Below are 26,950 nucleotides of genomic sequence, written 5' to 3'. Positions count from 1 at the left end.
CAGCGGAGCGGTGTTCAGCAGGGACGAGACACCGCTTACGTGTAGCCCGGTGGGCGGGCCCGCCTATTGGCTCCGCGCCGCGGGGACAGCTGGCACGCCTGCGGCCCCGGTGAGAGCGAGCGGAGTGATGAGGTCCGCCACCACGGCCTGGACGATGACGTCATTGGCCGCTCGCTCGCTTCCTACGCCGGCGATGTACAGCCGAGCGGAAACGATCAACAGAAGCGCCCACCAGGGGGATTGCAGCCAGCTGAGCGTGGCCGTAAGGCCCATAAGGGCGTAGGCGATGTTCTTCCGGAACTCGGCCTCACCCACGGCTCGGTCGTACTCGTTGAACAGGTCGTAGTTGGCGATCAGTAGTTTCGTGCGGAGCTGCCGTGTCTCACCGAGGATGTCTCGCGCGGCCAGGTTCACCACGAGACGCTCTCCGCGCTGGCGCTCCAGATCCCCGCCTGCGGCGACTTCAGGTTTCGGCGGTACGCGTCCCTGATCTCGCAGAAAGCCGACGAGGTCGTCGTACGCGAGACGTGACACGCGAGGCGTCAGGGTCGTCCTCGCGTCCCAGAATCGGGCAGCCTTCGGCGCTTCCCTCGCGTTCACGGTGACCACGCGGACGGAGAGCATGGCGCCGATCAAATAGGCGAGGAAGGCTCCGGACGCGAGTACACCGGCAGGACCTATCAGGTCTCCGAGGCGATACAACGAAGCCCAGATGCCGTGAGCCTGCTGTGGGGTCGGCACGCGGTCCTCCAGGAGGAGCCATAGCGTCAGGAGCCAGATACAGCCCGTGGACAGCGGCGCTCGGACGTCACGAAGGCCCGGCAGCAGATTCGCCAGCAAGTTCTCCCCCTGCCCAACGTGCCGCCCAAGGGGACAGCAGACCTTCAGCGCATCCCGCAGTATCCGAGAGATGAATCCCGCCGTCTACGGCGCTTGTCGTCGGGAGGGGGGGCGACGTTCGAGCCCCCCGTGACAAAACGGGCCGGGCAGGTTCTTGATGCGTAAGTGGGCTGCGTTGCCCGGGGATTGGGGTAACTCTGTGGTGAGGCGTTGGCCAACGACGTAGGCTCCCTTTGATCACCGCAACTCCCCGGGGGGACCCTTCATGCGCATGACCGCGCGCCTTGCCCTGCTCGGTACCAGCATCGCTCTGGTCGCCACCGCGACCGGTGCCACCGCCGCTCAGGCGGAGGACGGCGGTGCGGGCAACATCACGATCGACAAGGTTGTCGTCAACGGCGGCAAGCCGATCGTGGTCGGTACCACCGACACGGTGTACGCCAAGGTCACCGTGACCGCGTCGGACGACTCGGGCATCAAGGAGAACACGTACATCAGCGCGTTCGGCCCGACGCCCAACTACGACCAGATCTGGTTCGACGAGGGCGAGATCACCTGTGCCGAGGTCAGCGCCACCACCTCGACCTGCACGGGCACGCTGACGTTCGACCCGCAGGGCGGCAGTGCCATCAACGGCAACACCGCGGCGGCCACCTGGCGGCTCAGCACGCTGGTCTCGGCCCACGACTTCGACTACATCCACCGCGACGCGGCCACCACCTTCAAGGTGCAGCGCGCCTCGAAGCTGACGGTCAACGCCTCGCCGGAGCCCGTGAAAAAGGGCAAGCCCATCACGGTCACCGGCAAGCTGTCGCGGGCCAACTGGGAGACCGGCAAGTACGCGGGGTACAGCAACCAGTCGGTGAAGCTGCAGTTCCGTAAGAAGGGCTCCAGCACCTACACCACGGTCAAGACGATCAAGAGCAACTCGACGGGCGCGCTGAAGACGACCGTCACCGCCGCCACCGACGGCTACTTCCGTTACAGCTTCGCGGGCACCTCGACCACCCCGGCGGTCTCCGCCACGGGTGACTTCGTCGACGTGCAGTAGCAGACGGGCAGTAGCAGACGTGCAGTAGCAAGACGGGCAGTAGCAGACGTGCGCAGGCACTGAGCAACGAGAAGAGGGGCTCCCCCGTCGGGGAGCCCCTCCTCGCGTGTCCGGCGTTCCCGGAACGTCAGAACGTGCCCAGCTTCACGATCGACAGCAGTGCGATCAGCTGGATCGACGCGGCGCCCAGCGCCTTCGGCCAGGGCAGGTCGTGGGACTTGGAGACCATGAGCGTGAGCAGGGCGCCCGCGGCGACCCAGGTGGCCCAGCCGAGGGCCTGCACGAAGGTCGCGTCGCCGCCGAAGAACATGGCGAAGACCAGACGCGGGGCGTCCGTCAGCGACATGATCAGCATCGACAGGCCCACCGTGGGCTGCCAGGCGCCGTCGCCGCCGAGCTGGCGGGCCAGGGTGTGGGTGACCACGCCCAGGACGAAGGACGACAGCACCATCGCGACCGCCGTCGTCAGGACGATCGGGACCGCGTTGGACAGCGTCGCGTTGATCGCGTCCGCGCGCGCGCCGTCGAAGCCGAAGACCGCGAGCAGGCCGTAGAGGAACGTCACGATCAGGGCCGGGCCCCACATCGTGTAGTCGCGCATCCGCAGGAAGGTCGGGGCGGGGGCCGTGACGATGCCCCTCAGCAGGTCCTTCCAGTGCAGCCGGGGGCCCACCGGACCGGCCGGCTGCTGGGCCGAGCCCGCGCGGTAGGTGCCGCCCTCGTTGTACGGGTCCTCACCGACCTGGAACGCCTGGGTGTGACCCGGGTTGTTCGCCGCGTACGGGTCGTGGCCGCCGGCGGGCTGCTGCCCGTAGCCGCCGTCGCCGAAGTACTCCGGCTCGTCGTAGCCACCGCCGCCCTGGTGGCCGCCGTAACCCTGCTGCCCCGGGTGTGGGTGCGAGGGCGGCGCGGGGTAGCCGCCGTACGGCGGTCCCTGCGGGGCCTGCTGCCCGTACGGAGGTTGTTGCGGTCGCGTGTGAGGAGCGCCGTTGTCCCGGCCGCGTCCGATCCTGAATCCAGCCACGCCTTCGAACGTACCTGGTCCCCGTCGTTGACGTGCCGGGCCCGGCGGTCCGGGCCCGGCTTTGCTGCCGAGCTGTGACATCCCTTAAGGGACTTTTCCCCAATCCCCTACGGGAGTACGGAGATCAGCCGTACCACCTACGGGAGTACGGCGATCAGCCGATCAGCACGTCGCCGGAGTACGCGTCACCCGTCGGGCCGGGCTCGGTCGAGGAAGCCGCCGCCGTACTCGGGCAGGTGGACGGAGCCGGTCGTGGGCGGGGTGATGGGGCCGGGTGCGTCGTGACGGGCCCGGCCCCGAGGTCGTACGAGGAGGCGGTACGGCCGCTCAGTCGGCGAAGTTGGCGCCGAAGGCCGGGGTGCCCGTGGTCGAGACGCCCGAGGTGCTCGGCGAGACCGAGCGGGAGCCGGTCGTGGTGATCTTCGTGCCGTTGGAGGGCAGGTAGAGGACCGCGCCGTTGCCGTCGTTCTCGTACGAGCCCGCGATCAGGTCGGCCCTGCCGTCGCCGGTGACGTCGTCGAGCTTGACGTCGGCGCCGAGCGCGTCGTTCTTCTCGTCCTCGCCGGGGACGCCCGCGGTGGACTGGGCGAAGAACTGGGTGCCGGAGGAGGTGTTCAGGCCCGCGGCCGAGCCGTACAGGACGGTGACCGCGCCGGTGTCCGTGACCCCGTCGATGTTTTCGCCGGCCACGCCGACCACGAGGTCCTGGAAGCCGTCGCCGTTGATGTCGCCGAGGTCCAGGTCGTAGCCGAAGTAGTCGTTCTTCTCGGAGGTGCCGGGGACGTTGCCGGTGTTCTGGGTGACGCCGGTGACCGAGCCGGCGCCGCTCGCCGAGCCGTAGGTGACCCACACCTTGCCGCCGTCGGCGCCACCGGGGAAGGTGACCTCGCCGTTGTCGGTGGTGCGGTTCCAGTACATGCCGGAGACGATGTCGCCGAAGCCGTCGTGGTTGATGTCGCCGATCGCGGTGATCGCGCCGGGCTTCAGCTCCTGCGCGGACGCCACGGACAGGCCGTTCGCGGTGCCGGGGACCAGGTAGTTGGTGTTCCAGCCGTAGTCGGTCTCGGTCTCGTACCCGTCGACGACGAGGTCGGTGCGGCCGTCGCCGTTGACGTCACCGGCGGTGAGGTTGAGCGGGCCGCGGGCGGAGCCGCCGGACTGGATCGGCGGCTTGATGGTGGACCGCCCGGCGACGGCGGTGCCGCTCGTGCTGATGCCGCCCTTGAAGACGTAGATCGTGCTGGAGGTGTTGCCCACCGCCAGGTCGTCCCTGTTGTCGCCGTCGTAGTCGCCGGCGGCGAGGTTCTTGGCCCACAGGTCGTGCGAGGACGGGGCCGGGTCGGAGACGGTGACACCCTTGCCGGTGATGCCGTTCGCCGAGCCCCACAGCACCACGAGGGTGCCGCCGTCGGTGTCGCTGCCGACGTCCTCGGAGGACGCGGCGACGGCGATGTCGTCGTAGGTGTCGCCGTTGAAGTCGCCGTACGCGGTCTCGGCGCCGAAGTAGTCGTTCGTCTCGGCGGTGCCCGGCACGCCGGCGGTGTCCTGGCTGATCACGGAACGCTTCGCGGAGGACACGCCGGTGGCGGTGCCGTACAGGACGACCAGCTGGCCGGCGCCCTTCTTGCCGTTCACGTAGCCGCCGGCGGCGGAGAAGGCCACGTCGCCGATGCCGTCGCCGTTGAAGTCGGCCTGCGGGACGGTGGTGGCGTCCGCGGCTGCCGCGGTGGCGGCCGAGAACGTGAGCAGACCGCCCGTCAGCGCGGCCGCGGTGGCCGTCGCGAGGGCGAGTCGCAGAGCGTGCTTGTGCATGCGGGGTCTCCTGCTGCATGCGGGGACGCCGCGCGGGGCGTCCACAGTCGATGGGGGCGGACCGACCGTGTTCACCGGGAGTTGCCCTCGGCTACACGGGTCGGTCGGCGATCAGGAGACCTCCGCCGCTGCTTAAGGGTTGTACGTGAGTTCGGTAAATTTCCGTTCCCCCTGAGGCGGGGGAACCCCCTGAGGTCGGGGAGATCCCCGAGGCGCCGTGCCCCCGCGGCTCACCCCGTCAGGAACGCGGACGTCGAGAAGGTGACCGTCGGCTCGGCGGCCACCAGCCCCTTCTTCGTCCCGGGGAAGACGGCGACGGTGTCCCTCGTCTCGCCCTGGTACGTCCGGGCCACGAGGTCCGCCCGGCCGTCCCCGTCGAAGTCGCCGACGGTCAGGACCCGGGTGGTGCCGACCGCGCCCGGGTCGACGGTGACCAGGCCCGAGGCCGTCAGCCCGCTCTCGCGGCCCGGGAAGACCTTGATCCGCGAGCCGCTGGAGACGAGTTCGGCGAGGCCGTCGCCGTCGAGGTCGGCGGCGTCGAGCATGGACCCGGGGGAGGGGAGCACGGCGCGGGTGGCGGTCGGCAGGTCGTAGCGCAGGGCGGTGCCGCCCATCGCGCCGATCGCCGCGTCCAGGGCCTTGCCCCTGCCGAAACGGCCGAGGGCGACGTCGATGCCGTCCGGCAGGACCGTGCCGGTGCGGGTCGGGCCGGTGGGGCCGCCGAGGACGAGGGCGGAGCCGGCGGTGCCTTCCGCGGTACGGACGACCAGGTCGTCGTAGCCGTCCCCGTTCACGTCGGCCGCCGGGCCCGTGGGGATCTCGCCGGGTGCCTGGACGGGGGCGGCGGCCGCCTGCGGGGCGCCCTCGCGGGTGAACGGGCCGCGCAGGTAGGTGAGTCGGGAGCCGGAGGCGTGCAGCACCAGGTCCGTCGCGTCGTCGCCGTCGAAGTCGCCGCACACCGGCTGGTCCGGCCAGTCGTTGCCGGCTCGGGCGTGGTCCGGGACGGTGAGCTTGACCGCCTTGCCGGTCAGGCCGGACGGGGAGCCGAAGAGGACCTGGAGCGGGACCGGGGGCCGGCCCTGGCCGTCGTAGGGCGGGTCGGTGGACACGACGAGGTCGGTGAAGCCGTCGCCGTCGAGGTCGCAGGTGGCCTCCGCCTCGAAGACGGCCGGCACCTGCCCCTTGGTCGCGGCGGCCTGCCTCGCCGGGCTGAGCAACTGCCGCGCCCCCGGCGTCAGTCCGCGCGCGCCGCCGTAGACGATCCCGATGCCGGCGTCGTCCGCGTGGGCCTGCGCCTTCACCAGGTCGTCGAGGACGAGGTCGCGGTGGCCGTCACCGTTGAAGTCGTCGGCGGTCCGGCTGCCCTCGCCGCGTGGCACGGGCAGCTTCGCGGGGGCCTTCGCGGAGCGTACGGCCGGGGTGCGGTCGGCGCTCCCGGCGTGCTGGGTGGGTCCGCAGGACGTCAGGAGAAGGGCGCCGCACACCACCGCCGTGACCGCCCCGGCTCTTCGCACGCGCACCGCACACCTCGTCAGCATCATCGACAACGAACCCCGTAATCATGCACGCGTTCGAGCCCGGGGATAAGGGGGAGTCAGGCCGGGTTCCCGGGGCGGGAGATGCCGGTCGGGGCGGACGACGACGCCCCCCGCACCCGGAAGGGCGTGGGGGGCGTCCTGGGCCTGTCGTGCCGGAGGGCCTACTTCACCGGCTCCGACTCCGGCTCCGGCTCGCTCTCCGTCTCCGCCGCGTCCTCGGGGTCGACCGGGGTCTTGACGGACTCCAGCAGGAGCTGGGCGACGTCGACGACCGTGATGGACTCCTTGGCCTTGCCCTCGTTCTTCTTGCCGTTGACCGAGTCGGTCAGCATGACCAGGCAGAACGGGCAGGCCGTCGAGACGATGTCGGGGTTCAGGGACAGGGCCTCGTCGACGCGCTCGTTGTTGATGCGCTTGCCGATCCGCTCCTCCATCCACATCCGCGCGCCACCGGCGCCACAGCAGAAGCCGCGCTCCTTGTGGCGGTGCATCTCCTGCTGGCGCAGGCCCGGGACGGCCGTCATGATCTCGCGCGGCGGCGTGTAGATCTTGTTGTGGCGGCCCAGGTAGCACGGGTCGTGGTAGGTGATCAGGCCGTCCACCGGGGTGACCGGCAGCAGCTTGCCCTCGTCGATGAGGTGCTGGAGCAGCTGGGTGTGGTGGATGACCTCGTAGTCGCCGCCGAGCTGCGGGTACTCGTTGCCGAGGGTGTTGAGGCAGTGCGGGCAGGTCGCGACGATCTTCTTCGCGGACTTCGGCTTCGCGGACTCGGGCAGGACCTTGCCCTCGTCGTCCGTCTCCTCGCCGAACGCCATGTTCAGCGCCATGACGTTCTCCATGCCGAGCTCCTGGAAGAGGGGCTCGTTGCCGAGGCGGCGGGCGGAGTCGCCGGTGCACTTCTCGTCGCCGCCCATGATCGCGAACTTGACGCCCGCCATGTGCAGCAGCTCCGCGAAGGCCTTGGTGGTCTTCTTGGCGCGGTCCTCCAGAGCGCCGGCGCAGCCGACCCAGTACAGGTACTCGACCTCGGTGAGGTCCTCGATGTCGCGGCCGACGACCGGGATCTCGAAGTCGACCTCCTTCGTCCACTCCAGGCGCTGCTTCTTGGCCAGCCCCCAGGGGTTGCCCTTCTTCTCCAGGTTCTTGAGCATCGTGCCCGCCTCGGACGGGAACGCGCTCTCGATCATCACCTGGTAGCGGCGCATGTCGACGATGTGGTCGATGTGCTCGATGTCGACCGGGCACTGCTCGACACAGGCGCCGCAGGTGGTGCAGGACCACAGGACGTCCGGGTCGATGACGCCGTTCTCCTCGGCGGTGCCGATCAGCGGGCGCTCGGCCTCCGCGAGGGCCGCGGCGGGCACGCCGGCCAGCTGTTCCTCGGAGGCCTTCTCCTCGCCCTCCATCGTCTTGCCGCCGCCCGCCAGCAGGTAGGGCGCCTTGGCGTGCGAGTGGTCCCGCAGCGACATGATGAGCAGCTTCGGGGAGAGCGGCTTGCCGGTGTTCCAGGCCGGGCACTGCGACTGGCAGCGACCGCACTCGGTGCAGGTCGAGAAGTCCAGCAGGCCCTTCCAGGAGAACTGCTCGACCTGGGAGACGCCGAAGACGTCGTCCTCGCCCGGGTCGGTGAAGTCGATCGGCTTGCCGCCGGAGGTCATCGGCTGCAGCCCGCCGAGGGAGCTCGCGCCGTCCGCGTTCCGCTTGAACCAGATGTTCGGGAACGCCAGGAACCGGTGCCAGGCCACGCTCATGTTGGCGTTGACCGAGACGACGATCATCCAGATGAAGGAGACGGAGACCTTGATCCCGGCGAACAGGTAGACCAGCGTCTGCAGCGTGGGGACGTCGAGCTCGCGGAAGGCGGCGACCAGCGGGTACGAGGCGAAGAACGCGGCCTCGTAGTGGTCCACGTGGTGCATCGCGCCCTCGAGGCCGCGCAGGACGTAGATCACGATGCCGATGGTGAGGATGACGTACTCGACGAAGTACGCCTGCCAGGCCTTGGAGCCGGCGAAGCGGGACTTGCGACCGGGGCGCGAGGGCAGGTTCAGCAGGCGGATCGCGATGAGCACCGCGATGCCGAGGCCGGTCATCACGGTGATGAACTCGACGTACATCTCCCACGGCAGGAACCCGCCGATGACCGGCAGGACGAAGTCCGCCTGGAAGAGCTGGCCCATCGCCTGGCCCAGGATCGGGATCAGGGTCAGGAAGCCGATCGCCACGAACCAGTGGGCGACGCCCACGACGCCCCAGCGGTTCATCCGCGTGTGGCCGAGGAACTCCTTCACCAGCGTCACACTGCGCTGGTAGGGGTTGTCGACCCGGACGCCGGCGGGCAGTGGCTGGCCGAGCATGAAGAACCGGACGAACTGGGCGATGACGCGTGCGAACAGTGCCACGCCGACCACGGTCAGGACCAGCGACACGATGATCGCGGCGAGTTGCATGTCGGGGCTCCTCGGGCCTGCGATGGTTTCTCAGAGCGAGATTACTAAGCGGTAACTTATGCAGTTCTACGAGAGTACCCGTATCAGCCTCCGCACTGTAGCCAGCCGTGCGGTGATCTGTGTCGCTGAGGGTTGCCTTAAGAACTGACCGTGTTATTCGTACCAAATTGGTACATGTAGCACTAATTTAGACCCGTGCTCTACGGGATCGCCGCCGCCACGACCGCCCTTCTTCTCGCCGCGGTCCTCACCGCCCTGCTCCGGACGGCCGCGCTGCGGCTGGGCGTCGTCGACCGGCGTCGGCCGCAGCGCAAGGTGCCCCTGTTCGGCGGGGTGGCCGTGGTGCTCGCGACCTGCCTGGTGGCGGTGGCCGCGGGCCGCATGGGCGCGGCGCCCCTCGACGGCGGGGTCGGCGACCTGCTCGCCGCCGGGGCCGCCGTGGCCGCGCTGGGCCTGGTCGCGGACGTCCGGCGGATCAAGCCGCGCGTGCTCGTCGTGGGGACGGCGGTGGCGGCGGCCTGGGTCGTGCCGTACGAGGAGACCGGGTTCGCCGGAGGGCTGCTCGCCGTCGGCTGGATCGTGTTCGTCGCCCTCGGCTTCCGGGCCCTGGATCACGCGGACGGGGTGGTCGGGACCGTCGGGGTCGTCACCGCCTTCGGGGTCGGGGCCTGTGCCGCCATCGAGGTGATGGACGGGCTCGCGGTGCTGCTGAGCGTGCTGGCCGCCGCGCTGACCGGCTTCCTCATGCACAACTGGCCTCCCGCGCGCGTGGGGCTCGGCGCCTGCGGGTCGCTGTTCACCGGCTTCGTGCTCGCCTCGGCGGCCGTGGTGACCCGCGCCGGGTACGGACTCGGGTCCACCGCGGCGGTGTTCGGGGCGCTCGCCGTGGTGGTCGGCGCCGACGTCCTGCTGGTGCTGCTGTCCCGGCGGCTGACCGGCCGCTGCGGCCGCGACCATCTCGCCCACCGGCTGCGGCGGCTCGGACTGACCCCGCCCGGGGTCGCGGTCCTGCTCGGTCTGGCCGCGTTCTCGGGGGTACTCGTCGCCGTCCTGGTGCACCTCGGCCGGATCGGCGCGTCCGGGGCGCTCTGGGTGGGTGGCGGTGCCCTGGTCGCCGTGCTGGGGCTGCTGCGTATCAGGCCTTCCAGCTCACCTCGACCGGTATCTACGCAGGTCAGAGGTCAGTTGCGTGTAAGGAACGGATAAGAGTTGAGTCTTGGTGGCTCAGGTCTGTTGACCGCATGGGATACGTCAGGCACACTTGAGTCCGTTCCACTCAAGTCAGCTGGAGGAAATCACCATGGCACGTGCGGTCGGCATCGACCTGGGCACGACTAACTCCGTCGTCAGCGTTCTGGAGGGCGGCGAGCCCACCGTCATCACCAACGCCGAGGGTGCCAGGACCACGCCGTCCGTCGTCGCCTTCGCGAAGAACGGTGAGGTGCTGGTCGGCGAGGTGGCCAAGCGCCAGGCAGTCACGAACGTGGACCGGACCATCCGCTCCGTCAAGCGCCACATGGGCACGGACTGGAAGATCGAGCTCGACGGGAAGCCCTTCAACCCGCAGCAGATCTCCGCGTTCATCCTTCAGAAGCTGAAGCGGGACGCCGAGGCCTACCTGGGCGAGAAGGTGACCGACGCGGTCATCACCGTCCCGGCGTACTTCAACGACTCCGAGCGCCAGGCGACGAAGGAAGCCGGTGAGATCGCCGGTCTCAACGTCCTTCGCATCGTCAACGAGCCCACCGCGGCCGCGCTCGCCTACGGCCTCGACAAGGACGACCAGACGATCCTCGTCTTCGACCTCGGTGGCGGCACCTTCGACGTGTCCCTGCTGGAGATCGGCGACGGCGTCGTCGAGGTGAAGGCCACCAACGGTGACAACCACCTCGGTGGTGACGACTGGGACCAGCGTGTCGTCGACTACCTGGTGCAGCAGTTCAAGTCCGGTCACGGCGTGGACCTCGCCAAGGACAAGATGGCCCTCCAGCGCCTCCGCGAGGCCGCCGAGAAGGCCAAGATCGAGCTGTCCTCCTCCACCGAGACCTCGATCAACCTGCCCTACATCACCGCCTCCGCCGAGGGCCCGCTGCACCTGGACGAGAAGCTCACCCGGGCTCAGTTCCAGCAGCTGACCGCGGACCTGCTGGAGCGCTGCAAGACCCCGTTCTTCAACGTCATGAAGGACGCCGGCGTCTCCATCAACGAGATCGACCACGTCGTCCTCGTCGGTGGCTCCACCCGGATGCCCGCCGTGGCCGAGCTCGTGCGCGAGCTCACCGGTGGCAAGGACGCCAACAAGGGCGTCAACCCGGACGAGGTCGTCGCCATCGGCGCCGCCCTCCAGGCCGGTGTCCTCAAGGGTGAGGTCAAGGACGTCCTGCTCCTCGACGTCACGCCGCTGTCGCTTGGTATCGAGACCAAGGGCGGCATCATGACCAAGCTCATCGAGCGGAACACGACGATCCCGACCAAGCGGTCCGAGATCTTCACCACCGCCGAGGACAACCAGCCCTCCGTGCAGATCCAGGTCTACCAGGGCGAGCGCGAGATCGCGGCGTACAACAAGAAGCTCGGGATGTTCGAGCTCACCGGCCTGCCGCCGGCCCCGCGCGGTGTCCCGCAGATCGAGGTCGCCTTCGACATCGACGCCAACGGCATCATGCACGTGACCGCGAAGGACCTGGGCACGGGCAAGGAGCAGAAGATGACCGTCACCGGTGGCTCCTCGCTGCCGAAGGACGAGGTCAACCGGATGCGCGAAGAGGCCGAGAAGTACGCGGAGGAGGACCACGCCCGCCGCGAGGCCGCCGAGTCCCGCAACCAGGGCGAGCAGCTCGTCTACCAGACGGAGAAGTTCCTCAAGGACAACGAGGACAAGGTCCCCGGCGAGGTCAAGACCGAGGTCGAGGCCGCCGTCGAGGAGCTGAAGACCGCGCTCAAGGGCGAGGACACCGCCGAGATCCGCACCGCCACCGAGAAGGTCGCCGCGGTCTCCCAGAAGGTCGGCCAGGCCATGTACGCCGACGCCCAGGCCGCGCAGGCCGCCGGTGGCGCCGACGCCGGTGCCCCGCAGGACAAGGCGGACGACGACGTCGTGGACGCCGAGATCGTCGACGACGAGCGCAAGGACGGTGCCGCGTGACCGAGGAGACCCCGGGCTTCGAGGAGAAGCCCGACGTCCCCTCCGGCGCGACCCCCGACGACGCCGAGCCGAAGGCCGCCGACCCCTCCTCCCCGGAGGCGGAGGCGGCCCCGGCCGGGGACGCAACAGCCCAGATCGCCGGTCTGACGGCCCAGCTGGACCAGGCCCGCAAGGCGCTCGAGGAGCGCACCGCGGACCTCCAGCGGCTCCAGGCCGAGTTCCAGAACTACCGCCGCCGTGTGGAGCGGGACCGGGTCACGGTCAAGGAGGTCGCCGTCGCGAACCTCCTGACCGAACTCCTTCCCGTGCTCGACGACATCGGCCGCGCACGCGAACACGGTGAACTCGTCGGCGGCTTCAAGGGCGTCGGGGAGTCGCTGGAGACCGTCGCGGCGAAGATGGGCCTTCAGCAGTTCGGCAAGGAGGGCGAGCCCTTCGACCCGACGATCCACGAGGCCCTGATGCACAGCTACGCGCCGGACGTCACCGAGACGACCTGCGTCGCGATCCTCCAGCCGGGGTATCGCATCGGCGAGCGCACCATCCGCCCCGCGCGGGTGGCGGTCGCCGAACCGCAGCCGGGCGCGCAGACGGTCAAGGCCGAGGAGGGTTCCTCCGAGGCCGGCGACGACAAGGACAACGGCCCTGAGGAGGGCTGACGTAGACACCGAGCGGAACCGCGGAAAGGGGGCGCGTCGAGGATGAGCACCAAGGACTTCATCGAGAAGGACTACTACAAGGTCCTCGGCGTCCCCAAGGACGCCACCGAGGCCGAGATCAAGAAGGCGTACCGGAAGCTCGCCCGCGAGTTCCACCCGGACGCCAACAAGGGCAACACCAAGGCGGAGGAGCGCTTCAAGGAGATCTCCGAGGCGAACGACGTCCTCGGCGACCCCAAGAAGCGCAAGGAGTACGACGAGGCCCGCACCCTCTTCGGCAACGGCGGTTTCCGCCCGGGGCCGGGCGCGAGCGGCGGCTCCTTCAACTTCGACCTGGGCGACCTCTTCGGAGGCGCCCAGGGCGGCGGTCAGGGAGCCGGCGGCTTCGGCGGCGGCATCGGCGACGTCTTCGGGGGCCTGTTCAACCGGGGCGGCACGGGCACCACCCGTACCCAGCCCCGGCGCGGCCAGGACATCGACACCGAGGTCACGCTGAGCTTCACCGAGGCCATCGAGGGTGCCACCGTCCCGCTGCGGATGTCCTCGCAGTCCCCCTGCAAGGCCTGTTCCGGCACCGGCGACAAGAACGGCACACCGCGGGTGTGCCCGACCTGCGTCGGCACCGGCCAGGTGGCCCGGGGTTCGGGCGGCGGGTTCTCGCTGACCGACCCCTGCCCGGACTGCAAGGGCCGCGGACTGATGGCCGAGCACCCCTGCCTGGAGTGCAAGGGCAGCGGCCGCGCCAAGTCCTCGCGGACGATGCAGGTCCGTATCCCCGCCGGGGTGACGGACGGTCAGCGCATCCGGCTGCGCGGCAAGGGCGCACCGGGCGAGCGCGGCGGCCCGTCCGGCGATCTGTACGTCACCGTGCACGTCGACGCGCACCCGGTCTTCGGCCGCAAGGGCGACAACCTCACGGTCACCGTCCCGGTGACGTTCACCGAGGCGGCGCTCGGCGGCGAGGTCAAGGTCCCCACCCTGGGCGGGCCCGCCGTGACGCTGAAGCTGCCGCCGGGCACGCCCAACGGCCGCACCATGCGCGCCCGGGGCAAGGGCGCGGTCCGCAAGGACGGCACCCGCGGCGACCTGCTGGTCACCGTCGAGGTGAGTGTCCCGGCGGATCTGACGGGGAAGGCTCGTGACGCACTCGAGGCGTATCGCGAGGCGACCGCGGGCGAGGACCCGCGGGCGGAGCTGTTCCAGGCCGCGAAGGGAGCTTGATGGAGATGGACGGCCGTCGACGCAACCCGTATGAACTGACCGAGGAAACCCCGGTCTACGTCATCTCGGTGGCTGCCCAGCTGTCCGGTCTGCATCCGCAGACACTGCGCCAGTACGACCGGCTCGGCCTGGTCTCCCCGGACCGCACCGCGGGCCGGGGCCGGCGCTACTCGGCCCGCGACATCGAACTGCTGCGCACCGTCCAGCAGTTGTCGCAGGACGAGGGCATCAACCTGGCCGGTATCAAGCGCATCATCGAGCTGGAGAACCAGGTCGCCGCGTTGCAGTCGAGGGTGGCCGAACTCCAGGCCGCCGTCGAGGGCGCCGCCGCGGCCATCCAGCAGCGCGAGGCGGCGGTCCACGCGTCGTACCGCCGTGACCTGGTGCCGTATCAGGAAGTGCAGCAGACCAGCGCGTTGGTGGTGTGGCGTCCCAAGGGGCGGCAGGACTGACGCAGGCAGGTGAAAGGGGCCCGGAGGGATGAACCTCCGGGCCCCTTCGCCTGCGCCGGCTCAGAGCCAGGAGTCCCAGATGCCGTACGCCGTCGGCGTGGACGCGGCCTCCGCGCCGGCGGCGTCCAGGCGGACGACGCGGTAGTAGTACAGGCCCAGCGTGTCCTCGTGGACCGTCTTGTCCATGAAGTACACGGCGTCGCCCATCGTGCCCTCGGCGAGGGTGACATAGGCGGCCGAGGCCGGGTCCCAGCGCTCCACGCGGTAGCTCGCGAACCGGCCGCAGTCGCCGAGGCCGGAGCTCTCGGAGCAACCGACGTACAGCTCCGGGTACTGGTCCTCGCGGATCCCGGTCCCCGTCCAGCCCGGCGGCCGGGTGTCGGGCAGGGTGACGGAGAGCTCGGCGGGGTGGAAGGCCTCGGGCCCCGCCCACCAGTCGATCAAGGGGGAGCCGTCCGTGGCGGCCACCTTGTAGGTGTGCGCGGCGCCGTCGGGGACCGTCGGGCAGAGGATCTCGGTCTCGGCCAGGGAGTCGCCCGTCCAGCAGTTCTGGTCCCAGACCGTCTCGCCGGTCTCCGGGTCCGTGACGCCCTGCCACACCTTGTAGCCGGTGACGTCGTCGTCGGCCGGCGGCGTCCAGGTCAGGCGCACCCCGAGCGGGATCTGCTCGGCGGCCAGGTTCCGCACCGGGGCCGGGCGCTCGGTGTCCGGGGTGGTCGCGGTGGCGGCGGGGCCGGGCCGCGACTCATGGCCGTACGGGTCGAGCGTCACGACGGTGTAGTCGTACGTCGTCTCGGAGGCACCGGAGACGTCCCAGCAGACGCCGTTGATCTGCCGGGGACCGGCGTAGTCGGGGGCGTCGCCGGTGTTCCAGGTCCAGTACGTCTTGGGGTCCGTCAGCGGCAGGTCCCGCGAGTCGTTGGGCTTGCAGGCGGCCACCGTGCTGCTCTCGCCGGTCGCCCTGTCGGTGCGGACGATCCGGTAGGTGAGCAGCGGCCTGTCCTCGCCGAAGGTCCACGGGTCGGCGCTGCTCCACTCGATCATCACCCCCTCGCCGAACCGGTCCGCGGTGGTGCGGAACGGCGCGATCGCCCCGGGCCGGTCCGCCATGGTCAGCGTGACCTCCACGGGGGCGGCGGCGTTGCCCTTCGCGTCCACCGAGCGCACCGCGTACCGGTAGTCGTCGGCGACCGCGAGGAGTTGGCGCGGCACGGCGTCGGTCCCGGTGGTGGTGGTCGGGGTGTCGCCGGTGGCGCCGGGCAGCGCGTCGAGCCAGCCGCCGGTCGCCGGGTCGTACTGGAGGACCTGGTAGGAGGCGGCCCCGTCGACGGCCGACCACAGCAGGTGCGGAACGCCCGACCGGTACTCGACGCGCGCGTCGGCCGCGGTCGCGGGCGGTGTCAGGTCCGAGGTGGTGAAGGTGGCGGCGGGCGAGTACGCCGACCAGTTCCCCACGGCGTCCCTGGCCCGGCCCCGGTAGGTGACCTTGCTGCCGTCGGCGGCGCGACCGGTGTCGCAGATCGCGCCCTTGGTGCCGGTGTACACGGTGGCCCAGGTGCTGGTGACGGGGTTGAGTCGCTGCATCTCGTACAGCGCGATGTCGGCCGCGTTCTGCGCGCTCGTGACCAACTCCGGGGCCGCGTAGGGCTGGTCCACCGGGCACGCGTCCATCTCGACGAACGGCGCGGCGGGCGGGGTGGTGTCCACGCTGGTGACCGCCTGGTCGGCGGTGCCGGCCGAGACGTTGCCCGCCTTGTCGTAGGCGCGGACCTCGTAGGAGTAGGTCGCACCGGTGGGCGGAGGGGTGTCCGTGTACGAGGTGGAGGTGGTCGTGGCGAGCGCCTTGCTGCCGAAGGAGGTGCCCTGGAGCCGCCGGTAGACCTTGTACCCGGCGAGGTCCATTTCCTTGTTCCTCGCCCAGGTGAGCTTGGCGTGGTTGCCGCTCTTGTCGTACGAGGCGGCGGTGCCGGCCGGGGCGAGGGGCTTGGTCTGGTCGACGGTGGCGGAGGTGCGGGGTGTGTAGCCGAACTTGACCTTGGCGGGGCCGGTCCAGTTGACGTAGTCGACGCGGAGGATGTGCTTGCCGGAGGGAATCGTCACGTTGACGGTCTTGGAGACGGTCGACGAGACGTTCTTCCAGAGGTCGATCTTGCGGACGCCGTCGACGTAGACCCTGATGCCGTCGAGACCGGAGGCGGCGAGGGCGAAGGGGCCGCCGGAGCCGAAGTCGCGGGTCACGGACCAGCGGACGCCGAAGTTGTCGGACGGCAGGCCGGAGGCGGGAGCGCCGCTCCAGCTCTGGTCGATCGCGCTGTCGCAGTCCGTCCTCTTCGGGGTGCCGGAGAAGCTCGTGTCCGCGAAGAACTGCCGTGTGAACACCGGCGAGGCGCAGGTGGTCGCGGCGGAGGCGGGCGTGAGCGTGAGCAGGGTGCCCGCGGTGGCGAGTACGACGGCGGTCGCGGCGGCCGCGGTCGTACGTCTGGCTGGGTTCATGCGGTCCTTCGGTCCTGTCCGACGACGGGAGAGATCACCGTCGTCGAAACAGGACCGGCAAGGGCACCGATTGGTTGTACGGCGGATCTCAGGGAAACACGTCGAGGACCAGGTCGGCGGCCGACGACCACATCGACTCCGCACCCGTGCCGAACGCGGAGGCCAGCGCGTACCCGACGGCCGCGTCCATGGCGTCCGGCTTGGCGTCCGAGCGCCACTTGGCGGCCTTCACCTCGCCGCGGCCCTTCGAGTGGAAGTCGCCCAGCCGCCGCCCGTCGCGCAGGAGGCGGCTGTCCGGCATGGAGTGGGGCATCAGCCGCCAGTGCCGGCCCGCGTGCCGGACGTCGACCCGGTACGAATGCCGGATCAGCCGTCCCCGGCCGGGGGCCAGCGCGGCCGCCTCGCCGCCGACGGTGAGGATGAGCAGGCCGGCGTCCCGGGTGCCGATCGGGATGTCCCCGTCGGCCTTGGTGCCGGTCGCCCGGCTCAGCACGACCCGCGGGATCGCCTCGCCCTCGACGACGACTTCACCCCGCCAGCTGTTCAGGCGGACGGTGAGCGGTCCGAAGAGGGTGTCCGTGACAGAGCTTTCGCTGATGGTCATACGGTCCTCGTGGGGTCGTCAGGAGTTCGGTGCTCTGACTGTCCAGTCGCCCGCCGGCGGGGGTTCGGTTCCCTCGGCCGCCACCCCGTAACGGTTCACCCGGTGGTCTCCGGGTCCGCGAGCGGCTCGGTGACCGTGACGTAGGAGAAGTCCTCGCCGCTGGTGAGGCGTGAGTTGCCGGCTTCGTCCACGGCGACGACGGCCCAGCGGACGGTCTCGCCCCGGGGGGTGTAGATCTCGTGGGAGTAGTACAGGGTCGGCTCGTCCACCCAGGACTGCCGGACCTCGCCCCACAGTTCGTACTGCCAGGCGCCGTCGACGAGAACGCCGCGGTGGACGGTGTAGTGGTCGACGTCCTCCTCGGTGTTGCGCTTCCAGGCGAGTTCGATGTCGGTGCCGTTCATCGCGCCGCGCAGACCGCCGACGGCGGCCGGGGTGAGGCCGGTGGCGGGTGCGGTGCCGGTGACCGGGGCCGAGGGAGCGGATTCCTGGTCCTGGGTGTCCACGGCGGTCACCGTGTACGTGTAGGAGGTGCCCTGCCGGACGTCCGTGTCCGTGTATGAGGTCTTCGTGGGACCGACCTCGTCGAAGAGCTCGCCGTCGCGGTAGATCCGGAAGAGGCCGAGGTCGCGGGTGACGGGGCTGGTGGGTGCCTTCCAGGACAGCGTGACGCCCGTGCCCGCCTGTGTCGCGGCGGTGAGTCCGGTGGGCGCGGACGGCGCCCAGTCGCCTCGTTCGACGGCGGCGGGCGCGGACTTGGCGGACCTGTTCCCGGCGGTGTCGGCCGCGGTGACCCAGTAGCTGTACATGAGGCGGTCCTGGACCTTGGTGTCGAGCCATGAGGTGCCGCTCACCCTGGCCACCTGCACCACCGGTTCGTCCTGGCCGTCGGTGTCCCAGCGCCGGTGCACGAGGTACTCCGCCGCCCCCGCCACCGCGTTCCAGGACACCGTGACGCCCGGCTGTCCGTCGGCGGCCCCGACGCCGGTGGGCTTCACGGGCGCGGTCCTGTCGGCCGTGGTGACGGACTTGTCGGCGCTGCCCGTGGACTCGTTGCCGGCCTTGTCGTAGGCGCGGACCTCGTAGAGGTAGGTCGCGCCGGTCGCGGGCGGAGCGTCCGTGTACGAGCCCGCCGTGGTCGTGGTCAGCCTCTTCCAGCTGTCGTCGCCCAGGAGCCGCCGGTAGACCTTGTACCCGGCGAGGTCCATCTCCTTGTTCCTCGCCCAGGTGAGCTTGGCCTTGCCGGCGGCGGTGTCGTACGAGGCGGCGGTGCCGGCCGGGGCGAGGGGCTTGGTCTGGTCGACGGTGGCGGAGGTGCGGGGTGTGTAGCCGAACTTGACCTTGGCGGGGCCGGTCCAGTTGACGTAGTCGACGCGGAGCGTGTGCTTGCCGGAGGGAATCGTCACGTTGACGGTCTTGGTCACCGTGGTCGAGACGTTCTTCCAGAGGTCGATCTTGCGGACGCCGTCGACGTAGACCCTGATGCCGTCGAGACCGGAGGCGGCGAGGGCGAAGGGGCCGCCGGAGCCGAAGTCGCGGGTCACGGACCAGCGGACGCCGAAGTTGTCCGACGGCAGGCCGGACGCGGGGGCGCCGCTCCAGCTCTGGTCGATCGCGCTGTCGCAGTCCGTCTTCTTCGGGGTGCCGGAGAGGGTGGTGTTCGCGAAGAGCTGCCGTGTGAACACCGGCGAGGTGCAGGTGGTCGCGGCGGACGCGGACGGCGCGAGCGTGAGCAGGGTGCCCGTGGTGGTGAGCACGACGGCGGTCGCGGCGGCCGCGGTCATGCCTCGTCTGGCAGGGTTCATCGGTTCCTTCGGTCCTGATCGGGGACGGCAGGGGACACCGTCGTGACCAGGACCGCCCGGACCGGCGATTGGTTGTACGGCGGACTAAGCCGGGCGTCGGGGGAGGCGGCACACGTGCTCGGTCACCGACCGCCCGGCTCCCGGTTCCTGGCTGACTTCATTCGGTCCTGTGATCGGGCGGGAACAGCGCGGGAAACCCGTCAAGGTGACGACTCGTGAGCATTGGCCGGGGTTGTGCGGATCTCCGCCTCCGCGAGACGTCCCGCTGAATGGAGGGCCCGTAAGGGGTGTTTGGGGGTGTTTCCGTGATGTCTTCACAAGCCGAGCGGAGCGTGGTGTTGCGCACTCGTTAAGTGATTCCGCTTGACGCCTGGGGCGGGGGCCGCGTTGGCTTTTGAGTCATCTGGGTCGCAATACTGCGCCCGCGTCCGAAAATGGCACCAGAAGTGAGCTCCCCAATGCGTCGTACCGCCATATGTGTGGCCGTGTCCTCGATGGCCCTCTCGCTGACCGCCTGTGGGGCACTGGGGGTCTCGGGGGACGCCGCCGACGCGAGCCCGAGCAAGGGCGACGACGTCACGGTGGGCGTGCTGATGCCGGAGAAGACGAACACGCGCTACGAGGACTTCGACTACCCGATCATCCAGAAGAAAGTGGCGGAACTCACCGCGAAGAAGGGCAAGACGGTCTACGCCAACGGCGAGGCCGACGCGGGCAAGCAGGCGACGCAGATGCAGCAGATGATCGACGACCGGGTCGACGTCATCCTGCTGGACGCCGTGGACTCGAAGGCCATCGCCTCCGAGGTCCAGAAGGCCAAGGACGCGGGCATCCCCGTCATCGCCTACGACCGTCTCGCCGAGGGCCCGATCGACGCGTACGTCTCCTTCGACAACGAGCTCGTCGGTGAGGTGCAGGGCCGCACCCTGCTGGAGTCGCTGGGCGCCGGGATCGACACCTCCGACAAGATCGTGATGCTCAACGGCTCGCCCTCCGACCCGAACGCCGGGCAGTTCAAGGCGGGCGCCCTGTCCGAGCTCACCGGCAAGGTGACGATCGCCAAGACGTACGACGTCGACGGCTGGAAGCCGGAGATCGCCCAGGAGGACATGACCGAGGCGATCGAGGCGATCGGCAAGGACAACATCGCCGCCGTGTACTCCGCCAACGACGCGATGGCCGGTGCCGCCATCAAGGCGATGGAGGCCGCGGGCCTCGCCGACCTGCCGCCGATCACCGGCCAGGACGCGGAACTGTCCGCCGTGCAGCGGATCGTCGCCGGTGAGCAGTACATGAGCGTGTACAAGTCCTACCCGCTGGAGGCCGAGGCCGCCGCGGAGATGGCCGTGGCCAAGGTCCAGGGCAAGGACATCCTGTTCGACTCCCTCACCCAGGACCGGGTCGACAGCCCCACCGACAAGCAGATCCCGGCGCAGCTGGTGTCGGTGGCCGCGCTGACGAAGAACAACATCAAGAGCACGGTCGTCCGCGACGGCATCTACACCGTGGACCAGATCTGCACCGCGAAGTACGCGTCGGCCTGCGCGGCCATCAAGTTGAAGTAGCCCCCGGCCCGCGCGTCCCGGGCGGCACGGGGATCAGCACCCCGCCGGGCGCCCGTCCGACGGGCTTGGTGCTCATGAAGCCGGACGGGTCGTTGTCGCCGGAGACGCGCAGCCCGGTGATGTCGGCGTCCTTCGGGACGTCGTACCAGAGCTCGACCTCCATCAGGGTGTGGCCGCCGAGCTTCACGGTGTCCGACTGGCGGCGCACCGCCATGGCGAAGGAGTCGGGCCGGGCGCGGCTCCCGCTGACGCCCGCGATGCGCTGCCGCGCGGACTCGTAGGTGTGGTAGTTCGGGTCCCGGTTCTCCACCCGCAGCCGGGCGGCGCAGAACTGCCCCTGCGGCGGCGCGTCGGCGTGCGACCCGGTGACCCCCGTGATGCCGCAGTCCAGCGCCAGGACGGTGAAGGTGAGGTGGCCGTCCTTGCGGGAGCGGGGCGGCTGCGTGCCCTGCCCGTCGTCGCCGCAGCCCGCCGTGAGCGGCAGGGCTAGCAGGGCCAGCAGGAGGCTGATCGGGCGGCGCGGCGTCGGCATAGAGGCGATTGTGCGCCCCGGGCGGGGAGAAGTGAACGTCCCCGCCCGCACCGTCCCCGCCCCGTTCACGCCACCCGGGTGAACTCCACCGTCACTTCGGGCGGTCCGCCGGACACACCCCGGTAGATGCCCTTGTGGAGTGTCACGTCGTCGTAGTCCCGGCCCCGGCCCACGACCACGTGCGGCTCGTCGGCCCTGGTCCGGTTGGTCGGGTCGCAGCCGCACCAGTCGCCCGCCCAGCACTCGATCCAGGCGCGGCTCTGTCCGGCGACCGGCCGGTGCAGCTCCGTGCCTGTCGGCCTTGGGGCGAGGGGAACACCCGGGTCATGGCACGCCGGTTCTCGATGACGTACGAAACACCGCTCGGCACCCGGACGTTGTCCTCCAGCACCCGGAAGTCGCCGGCCTCGTCCCGTACGAGGTCGATCCCGGCGACATGGATGCGCACCCCGCCCGGTGGCTCGATTCCGTGGGCCGCCCGGTGGAAGTGCGGCGAGTTCAGCAGCCGCCAGGGCACCACCCCGTCCTCGAAGGCCCGGCAGGGCCCGCAGGCGTCGGCGAGATAGGCCTCCAGCGCCCGCACCCGCTGCCCGACCCCGCGGTGGATGAGATCCCATTCGAGGGCGTCGAGGATCCTGGGCACGAGGTCCAGCGGCCACGGCCGCTCCTCGCCCGCGAAGGCGTAGGTCACGCCCCGGTCGGTGAACGCCCGCGCCATCTGGTCGGCGCGGAAGCGCGGTTCCCTCGGCTCGATCGGCTGAAGCGCCGCCACCACCGGCTCATGGCGGTCCTGACCTCACCCGGTCGCACAGACATCTCGTCCCACGCGTCGGCCAACGCGTACGCGACAAATACCGAGATGTGCCCCCCGCAGGCCGGGACACCGGGGGACCGGCGTGGCCGGTAGGTATCTCGTCCGATCGACCGGGGTCGTACAGCCGATGTGGCATCTGAACCGTGCGCGCCAAGATTTCCATCGGCTCACCGGACGCCTCACGGATCTCGCCGTCTCGTTGACGCGCTGCGGGCCACTTGCGTGCACATCCGACAAGGGCCAACCCGAAGTCCCGAAGGATACGGAGACATACGTATGAAGAGAACCAGAATCGTGGCCGCCACCATGCTTGGTTTGGCGCTCGCGGTCCCCACGGGTACGGCCTTTGCCGTCACCGTGTCTGCCGCAGGGGCCACCGCTTGGTCTCCGGCGAACGGCGGCGACAGCGGAGTAGTGGGGGTCAAGGACACTCAGCAGGACGGCGACCCGGTGAAGGCGCAGTACTACCGGCGAAGCGACCCGAACAACTACAAGACGCTGTGGAACCACAGCGGAGTCAACACTACTGTCTACTCCGCGGATGGCTCGACCATCTACCAGATCAGGACTTGTGAGTCCCGCGACTGGGACCCGGATGTCTGCTCGGGCTGGGTGCTGACCGGTTACTGATCGGCAGACCGGCGCCACTACCGCCGCACCCGCCCTGCTCGGGTGGGTGCGGCGTCCCGTTCGTTGAGATATGAAAACAGGTGCCTTGTGGGAGAAGCCAATGTGTCCGGGCTCCACGTGCGCGGGTTGTGCTACCGGATTGAGAAACGCAGCCTCTTGGATCACGTGGACCTCACCGTCGCGCCCGGGGAGTCCGTGGCGGTGACGGGGCCCAGCGGGTCGGGTAAGTCCACGCTGCTGATGTGTCTCCTTGGTCTGGTCAAGCCTCAAGCCGGAACCATCACCGCAGGGGGACAGGAGCTGACCGCACTGGGCTCCGCGCGCCTCGCCCAGGCCCGTCGTCGGACGCTGGGCATGGTGTTCCAGTTCGGGGAACTGCTTCCCGAACTCAGCCCGGTGGAGAACGTCGCTCTGCCCGTCCTGCTCGACGGGGGCGGCGCCCAGGACGCCTATCGGCGAGCCGCCGAGCTGCTGGCGGACCTGGGCGTACCGTCCGGCTCCACCCCCACCGGGCTGCTCTCCGGCGGTGAGCGCCAACGCACCGCCGTCGCGCGCGCCCTGATAACCGACCCCAGAGTCCTGTTGGCCGACGAGCCCACCGGTGCCCTGGACCCGGAAGCCAAGGACGAAGTGGCGGAGTTGCTGTTCACCAGCGCCCGGGAGCGAGGCTGTGCGCTGCTGCTGGTCACCCATGATCCGGCGGTGGCCGAGCGGGCGGACCGGCGGCACGAACTGCGCGGCGGGGTCCTGGCCCAGGCGGGTGTGCGGTGACCATGGGAAGGCTTCGCACGGTGGCCACGCTCCTGCGTATCGGCCTGGCCGCCGGCCGGGCCACGCCGGGTGACCGGCTGCGCTGGTGGGGGTTGCTCGTAGCCGCCGCCACCGTGGCCTTCGTCGCGGTCGCCACAGTCGGCACGGTGGCCACGTACCACGGGCGCGAGGACCGGTCGGACGGCCGGGGGGTGGTGTTCGCCGCGGGCAAGGACGCTCCCCTGCTGTATCGGCCGGGGAAGGACACCGTGGGCGGGCACCCCGTGTCCGTCGTCTTCGTCCACCTGACGACGGAGCACGCGCCCGTGCCGGCGGGCGTGACGAAGTGGCCGGAGCCGGGCGGGGTGCTGCTCTCCCCCGAACTGGCGCGTACGGGGCAAGCGGAGGGCGTCCTGACGCGGTACGGGAAATTCGCCGGCACCGTGCAGCCCGCCGGCCTCGCCTCTCCCTCCGAACGGCTCGCCTACGTCCGGGTGGCCGCCCTGCCCTCGAACCACGCGCAGTGGTGGCCGGTCGCCGCCTTCGGCGGCGGGGGCGGCGGGACGGGCGAGATGACCGAGCAGTGGCCGCTGACCTCGACCCTCTTCGTCCTGTGGGCGCTGGCAGGTGCGCCGGCGCTCGCCCTGACCGTGGTGGCGGCGCGGGTGGGTTCGCGCACCCGTGACCGGCGCAGCGGCCTGCTCCAGGCGCTGGGCGGTAGGTGGTGGCACCGGACGGCGGTCAACCTCGGGGAGGCGGTGCTACCCGCCGCGCTGGGTGCGACCCTGGCGCTGGCGCCGTATGCCATCGCCTCCCGCTGGAACCTACGGCTGCCACCCACCGGCTTCGTGGTCGACCATCGCGATCTATGGGCGCAGTGGCCTACGGCGGCGGCTTCGGCCGTGGGCGCGCTGACGATAGTGCTGGCTGTCGTGGTGGGTACGCACCGCGTCCACGCCGACGGCAGGTCCACCCGTCCGGCGTCCTTCGCCTCCCGCGTGCCGCGTTGGCGGCTCGTGGCTTGCGGTATCGGCGCCGCGCTGGTGGTGACAAGTCAGTACGCCCCACGGGGCACGCAGTTGGCCATCTACTGCTGCGGAACGGTGGTGATGTGGGCGTTCCTGTCCTCCGTCGTGGCCGTCCTCACCCGCCGACTGGGTGCACGGCTGGCGGAGGGTGGCAAGCGCACCGGCCACCCGGGCCGGTTGGTCGGGGGCCGGTGGACACATGCGCATCCCGGCGTCGTCGTCCGTATGGCACTGGCCATGGTGATCGGTATCGGGATCCTCACCCAGATGCAGATCTGGACCAGCCGCCTCGGGGCGCAGACCCAGGCCGCCCGCGCGACTCAGGAGCGCGTCAAGGACACCGTGACCGAAATGACCGTGCCGGCCATGAGCGCCGCGCAGACGGACCGCTTCCGCGCCGCGCTGCCTCCCGGAACAGCACTTCTGATCCACACCGTGGACGATCCGGGTCACCAGAAGGACCTGCGGATCAGCGTCGCGGGAACCTGCCGCGACCTGCGCGTCCTGCACATCGACTGCCAGGGGAACGCGGCGCACGGCAACCTCCAGGCCCAGGAGATTCGCCGGTGGTACGGCAGCGACCTCACCTTCGTCCCGGTGCCTCAGGTCACCGTGAAGCCCGGCGGCACTCAGACGCTCGTGGTCGTCACACGGGAGCCGGGACACCTCTCCGCGGTGAAACAGGCCGCGTACACGCTGCCCACCCCCGCTGTCCAGGTGAACGGACTCGGCGGGGTGTGGGAAACCACTCAGCGTGCACGACTGGTGAACTGGATCCGCCTCTTCGGCGCCACAGGGCTCTTCTTCGTCATCCTGGCCGGAACGGTGAGCTCGGCCGCCGAGTTCGTCCGTGTCCGGCACGTTCTCGCGCCCCTGTCCGTCCTCACCGGCCACCGTCGGGTTTTCCGCTCCGTGACCACCTGGCACCTGACCGTCCCCTTGCTCATCGCCACGATCGTCACCGCGGTGGTAACCGGCTGGCACGCGGTGTTCTTCATCGCGCTGGTCAAGGAAGCCACCGTGTCCTGGACCCTTCTGGGCGCTGGAGCCGCGGTCTGCGCCGTGACCTCGATCGTCGTCGGCCTGCTCGCCGCCCGCGCGGCCGGCAGAGCAGCGGACCAGTGGGTACCCACGGCGGACTGACCTGATGCCCCGTTCCTGATCGGACGGCGCTCTGAACCGGCCCGGCTCAAATGGAGACTCGATTCCGTGGAGGGACCGGAGTCATGGCACGTCCCTCCTTCCGCCAGGACCAGATCGACTCCGGGGCCCTGCCGGGACCACGAATGGCAGCCTGGGCCGGTGTCGTCTATGTCGCGTTCGTCGTGGACACCTTCTCCCGCCGCATCGTTGGCTGGGCTGCCTCGCTGTAGAGAACCAACTCGTCCTGGACGCGTCGGCCATGGGGCTGGGGAGTGCGATGGTGACGGTCGTCCGTCGGCGCCGGGCGAGCTGATACATCTCCCCGACGCGTGGTTGCGGCACACGTCGTTCCGCCTGGCCGAGCACCTCGATGTGACCCAGATCGCGACCTCCATCGGCTCGGTCGGCGACGCGTACGACAACGCGCTCATGGAGTCGACGATCGGCCTGTTCAAGACCGAAGTCATGAAGCCGGCGGCCTTGGAAGCGCTCTCGCACGTCGAGCTCGCCATCGCCGAGTGGGTCGACTGGTACAACCACTGCCGACTCCACGGCGAGATAGGGGAACATCCCGACCGCCGAATAGAAGCCAACTACAACCGATAAGCCACGAAACCCCAGATCAAAGCCACCAAATGAGATCTATACCGACCCCGGGGCGGTTCAAACTCGGGCTGCCGACAAGACCTCACTCGGATGAGTGAACGGGCTGGCGGAAGACAGATACGGCCTGGGTCCGGTTCACCACGCCCAACTTCCGCAGGATGGTGCTCACATGGGCCTTGACGGTGGTCTGGCTGATATAGAGCGTGTTCGCGATCTCCTGATTAGTGAGCCCTTGGGCAAGGAGGCTCATGACCTCCCGTTCGCGAGGGGACAGTTCGGGCTGTTTGACCGCGCGGATCTCGCTGACGCGCGAGACGTCACCGACGGCCATGATCACGGATGCCCCGGAGGCCAGCAACCTCACTGCTGCCGCGAGTTCGCCGCCTGGCAGACTCAGGGGAAGAACTCCTGGAACGTCGTGCTTCGGTGGTGACACACCATCCGGAATCAGGACCCCCACCGGCCCAAGCGCAGTCAGCTCAGTCAGTTCGCGATCCCGAGCGGTCATGTGCCAACGCCCGTTCGGCACATGGAGGAGTACGACATCCGGTCTTCGGATGCGAGCGACTTCGACCACATCGTGCAGGGGGATAGATTCGATGTCGGCGATGCCGTCGGCGCGGGCCAGCTTGTCATGCAGTTGTGTGCGCACCCCGTTGTCATCGGATGCGAGTATGAGCCTGGTCATACTCTCCCCCATCACTCGCTTCAATTTGTAAAGTCCAAGGCCAATTTCCCACTGGTGTCTCGTGATCCCGTTCACGATGCGTCGAGTTGTTATGGACGAG

The 26,950-nt window shown here is 69.8% G+C and carries 22 protein-coding genes and 2 pseudogenes; 12 read left to right on the top strand and 12 right to left on the bottom strand.

Going from position 1 to position 26,950, the window contains the following annotated elements:
• Positions 1-63 precede the first annotated feature (63 nt).
• Positions 64-840 (bottom strand): hypothetical protein, encoded by a 777-nt coding sequence (locus tag ACZ56U_RS07375; protein WP_469083071.1) that lies wholly within the window; start codon positions 838-840, stop codon positions 64-66.
• Positions 841-1,105: 265 nt separating this feature from the next.
• On the opposite strand from ACZ56U_RS07375, the gene ACZ56U_RS07370 reads away from it, so the two are divergent.
• Positions 1,106-1,891, top strand: coding sequence for a calcium-binding protein (locus tag ACZ56U_RS07370; protein WP_469083070.1), 786 nt, complete (start codon positions 1,106-1,108; stop codon positions 1,889-1,891).
• A 127-nt stretch (positions 1,892-2,018) separates the two neighbouring features.
• On the opposite strand, the gene ACZ56U_RS07365 is transcribed toward ACZ56U_RS07370, so the two are convergent.
• The 4 genes from ACZ56U_RS07365 to ACZ56U_RS07350 form a co-directional block, all read right to left on the bottom strand.
• Complete coding sequence (locus tag ACZ56U_RS07365; RefSeq protein WP_469083069.1) at positions 2,019-2,996, bottom strand: Yip1 family protein; 978 nt, start codon at positions 2,994-2,996, stop codon at positions 2,019-2,021.
• A 246-nt stretch (positions 2,997-3,242) separates the two neighbouring features.
• Positions 3,243-4,727 (bottom strand): integrin alpha, encoded by a 1,485-nt coding sequence (locus tag ACZ56U_RS07360; protein WP_469083068.1) that lies wholly within the window; start codon positions 4,725-4,727, stop codon positions 3,243-3,245.
• Between the two features lie 230 nt (positions 4,728-4,957).
• A complete protein-coding gene (locus tag ACZ56U_RS07355; RefSeq protein ID WP_469083067.1) occupies positions 4,958-6,247 on the bottom strand; it encodes an FG-GAP repeat domain-containing protein in 1,290 nt (429 codons plus the stop codon).
• A 179-nt stretch (positions 6,248-6,426) separates the two neighbouring features.
• On the bottom strand, positions 6,427-8,715 hold the full coding sequence (locus tag ACZ56U_RS07350; protein WP_469083066.1) for a (Fe-S)-binding protein: 2,289 nt from the start codon (positions 8,713-8,715) through the stop codon (positions 6,427-6,429).
• A 195-nt stretch (positions 8,716-8,910) separates the two neighbouring features.
• Here ACZ56U_RS07350 and ACZ56U_RS07345 point away from each other — a divergent pair, with 195 nt between their 5' ends.
• From ACZ56U_RS07345 to ACZ56U_RS07325, 5 genes are all read left to right on the top strand, one after another.
• Positions 8,911-9,921, top strand: a complete 1,011-nt coding sequence (locus tag ACZ56U_RS07345) for an MraY family glycosyltransferase (RefSeq protein ID WP_469083065.1) — start codon at positions 8,911-8,913, stop codon at positions 9,919-9,921.
• A gap of 94 nt (positions 9,922-10,015) precedes the next feature.
• Entirely contained in the window at positions 10,016-11,860 is a 1,845-nt protein-coding gene (gene dnaK / locus ACZ56U_RS07340) for a molecular chaperone DnaK (RefSeq protein ID WP_391233157.1), read from the top strand.
• Entirely contained in the window at positions 11,857-12,519 is a 663-nt protein-coding gene (grpE, locus tag ACZ56U_RS07335) for a nucleotide exchange factor GrpE (RefSeq protein ID WP_391233155.1), read from the top strand. The genes dnaK and grpE overlap by 4 nt, the downstream gene beginning before the upstream one ends.
• Before the next feature lie 42 nt (positions 12,520-12,561).
• The gene (gene dnaJ, locus ACZ56U_RS07330; protein WP_391233154.1) at positions 12,562-13,740 is read left to right on the top strand and encodes a molecular chaperone DnaJ; all 1,179 of its coding nucleotides are present in this window, start codon (positions 12,562-12,564) and stop codon (positions 13,738-13,740) included.
• Between the two features lie 5 nt (positions 13,741-13,745).
• A complete protein-coding gene (locus ACZ56U_RS07325) occupies positions 13,746-14,192 on the top strand; it encodes a heat shock protein transcriptional repressor HspR (protein ID WP_469083064.1) in 447 nt (148 codons plus the stop codon).
• Between the two features lie 60 nt (positions 14,193-14,252).
• On the opposite strand, the gene ACZ56U_RS07320 is transcribed toward ACZ56U_RS07325, so the two are convergent.
• The 3 genes from ACZ56U_RS07320 to ACZ56U_RS07310 all read right to left on the bottom strand — a co-directional run bounded on the left by ACZ56U_RS07320 (position 14,253) and on the right by ACZ56U_RS07310 (position 19,094).
• Entirely contained in the window at positions 14,253-16,685 is a 2,433-nt protein-coding gene (locus ACZ56U_RS07320) for a PA14 domain-containing protein (RefSeq protein WP_469083063.1), read from the bottom strand.
• 88 nt (positions 16,686-16,773) lie between these two features.
• Complete coding sequence (locus ACZ56U_RS07315) at positions 16,774-17,289, bottom strand: hypothetical protein (protein WP_469083062.1); 516 nt, start codon at positions 17,287-17,289, stop codon at positions 16,774-16,776.
• 95 nt (positions 17,290-17,384) lie between these two features.
• Entirely contained in the window at positions 17,385-19,094 is a 1,710-nt protein-coding gene (locus tag ACZ56U_RS07310; RefSeq protein ID WP_469083061.1) for a fibronectin type III domain-containing protein, read from the bottom strand.
• Between the two features lie 458 nt (positions 19,095-19,552).
• Between ACZ56U_RS07310 and ACZ56U_RS07305 the strand changes: the two genes are divergently transcribed.
• Complete coding sequence (locus ACZ56U_RS07305; RefSeq protein WP_469083060.1) at positions 19,553-20,659, top strand: sugar ABC transporter substrate-binding protein; 1,107 nt, start codon at positions 19,553-19,555, stop codon at positions 20,657-20,659.
• On the opposite strand, the gene ACZ56U_RS07300 is transcribed toward ACZ56U_RS07305, so the two are convergent.
• The 3 genes and pseudogenes from ACZ56U_RS07300 to ACZ56U_RS07290 all read right to left on the bottom strand — a co-directional run.
• On the bottom strand, positions 20,646-21,191 hold the full coding sequence (locus ACZ56U_RS07300; protein WP_469083059.1) for a DUF4352 domain-containing protein: 546 nt from the start codon (positions 21,189-21,191) through the stop codon (positions 20,646-20,648). The genes ACZ56U_RS07305 and ACZ56U_RS07300 overlap by 14 nt on opposite strands.
• A 65-nt stretch (positions 21,192-21,256) precedes the next feature.
• Positions 21,257-21,478: pseudogene (locus tag ACZ56U_RS07295) on the bottom strand (transglutaminase family protein); the annotation flags it as partial.
• A gap of 20 nt (positions 21,479-21,498) precedes the next feature.
• A pseudogene (locus ACZ56U_RS07290) lies at positions 21,499-22,007 on the bottom strand (circularly permuted type 2 ATP-grasp protein); the annotation flags it as partial.
• Between the two features lie 274 nt (positions 22,008-22,281).
• Between ACZ56U_RS07290 and ACZ56U_RS07285 the strand changes: the two are divergent.
• From ACZ56U_RS07285 to ACZ56U_RS07265, 5 genes are all read left to right on the top strand, one after another.
• Positions 22,282-22,635, top strand: coding sequence for a hypothetical protein (locus tag ACZ56U_RS07285; protein ID WP_469083058.1), 354 nt, complete (start codon positions 22,282-22,284; stop codon positions 22,633-22,635).
• Positions 22,636-22,800: 165 nt separating this feature from the next.
• Entirely contained in the window at positions 22,801-23,406 is a 606-nt protein-coding gene (locus ACZ56U_RS07280; protein ID WP_469083057.1) for an ABC transporter ATP-binding protein, read from the top strand.
• Positions 23,407-23,426: 20 nt separating this feature from the next.
• Positions 23,427-25,556 carry a permease gene (locus ACZ56U_RS07275; RefSeq protein ID WP_469083056.1) on the top strand — a complete coding sequence of 710 codons (2,130 nt, stop codon included), beginning with the start codon at positions 23,427-23,429 and terminating at the stop codon, positions 25,554-25,556.
• A gap of 83 nt (positions 25,557-25,639) precedes the next feature.
• Positions 25,640-25,786, top strand: a complete 147-nt coding sequence (locus tag ACZ56U_RS07270) for a hypothetical protein (RefSeq protein ID WP_469083055.1) — start codon at positions 25,640-25,642, stop codon at positions 25,784-25,786.
• 103 nt (positions 25,787-25,889) lie between these two features.
• Positions 25,890-26,162: an integrase core domain-containing protein gene (locus tag ACZ56U_RS07265; RefSeq protein ID WP_469083054.1), complete on the top strand. Its 273-nt coding sequence runs from the start codon at positions 25,890-25,892 to the stop codon at positions 26,160-26,162.
• Between the two features lie 82 nt (positions 26,163-26,244).
• On the opposite strand, the gene ACZ56U_RS07260 is transcribed toward ACZ56U_RS07265, so the two are convergent.
• On the bottom strand, positions 26,245-26,850 hold the full coding sequence (locus tag ACZ56U_RS07260) for a LuxR C-terminal-related transcriptional regulator (RefSeq protein WP_469083053.1): 606 nt from the start codon (positions 26,848-26,850) through the stop codon (positions 26,245-26,247).
• Between the last annotated feature and the right edge of the window lie 100 nt (positions 26,851-26,950).

It is taken from the genome of Streptomyces sp. NPDC034103, from assembly GCF_055575395.1.
Note: the sequence above shows the minus strand (reverse complement) of the source record. Positions and strands in the feature narration are given on the sequence as shown.

Excerpts from the sequence above, each read along its gene's own strand:
- dnaK (WP_391233157.1), top strand. The coding sequence starts at position 10,016 with ATGGCACGTGCGGTCGGCATCGACCTGGGCACGACTAACTCCGTCGTC.
- ACZ56U_RS07320 (WP_469083063.1), bottom strand. The coding sequence starts at position 16,685 with ATGAACCCAGCCAGACGTACGACCGCGGCCGCCGCGACCGCCGTCGTA.
- ACZ56U_RS07305 (WP_469083060.1), top strand. The coding sequence starts at position 19,553 with ATGCGTCGTACCGCCATATGTGTGGCCGTGTCCTCGATGGCCCTCTCG.
- ACZ56U_RS07325 (WP_469083064.1), top strand. The coding sequence starts at position 13,746 with ATGGACGGCCGTCGACGCAACCCGTATGAACTGACCGAGGAAACCCCG.
- ACZ56U_RS07350 (WP_469083066.1), bottom strand. The coding sequence starts at position 8,715 with ATGCAACTCGCCGCGATCATCGTGTCGCTGGTCCTGACCGTGGTCGGC.
- ACZ56U_RS07260 (WP_469083053.1), bottom strand. The coding sequence starts at position 26,850 with ATGACCAGGCTCATACTCGCATCCGATGACAACGGGGTGCGCACACAA.
- dnaJ (WP_391233154.1), top strand. The coding sequence starts at position 12,562 with ATGAGCACCAAGGACTTCATCGAGAAGGACTACTACAAGGTCCTCGGC.
- ACZ56U_RS07285 (WP_469083058.1), top strand. The coding sequence starts at position 22,282 with ATGAAGAGAACCAGAATCGTGGCCGCCACCATGCTTGGTTTGGCGCTC.
- ACZ56U_RS07315 (WP_469083062.1), bottom strand. The coding sequence starts at position 17,289 with ATGACCATCAGCGAAAGCTCTGTCACGGACACCCTCTTCGGACCGCTC.
- ACZ56U_RS07365 (WP_469083069.1), bottom strand. The coding sequence starts at position 2,996 with ATGTCACAGCTCGGCAGCAAAGCCGGGCCCGGACCGCCGGGCCCGGCA.
- ACZ56U_RS07310 (WP_469083061.1), bottom strand. The coding sequence starts at position 19,094 with ATGAACCCTGCCAGACGAGGCATGACCGCGGCCGCCGCGACCGCCGTC.
- ACZ56U_RS07360 (WP_469083068.1), bottom strand. The coding sequence starts at position 4,727 with ATGCACAAGCACGCTCTGCGACTCGCCCTCGCGACGGCCACCGCGGCC.
- ACZ56U_RS07270 (WP_469083055.1), top strand. The coding sequence starts at position 25,640 with ATGGCACGTCCCTCCTTCCGCCAGGACCAGATCGACTCCGGGGCCCTG.
- ACZ56U_RS07370 (WP_469083070.1), top strand. The coding sequence starts at position 1,106 with ATGCGCATGACCGCGCGCCTTGCCCTGCTCGGTACCAGCATCGCTCTG.
- ACZ56U_RS07300 (WP_469083059.1), bottom strand. The coding sequence starts at position 21,191 with ATGCCGACGCCGCGCCGCCCGATCAGCCTCCTGCTGGCCCTGCTAGCC.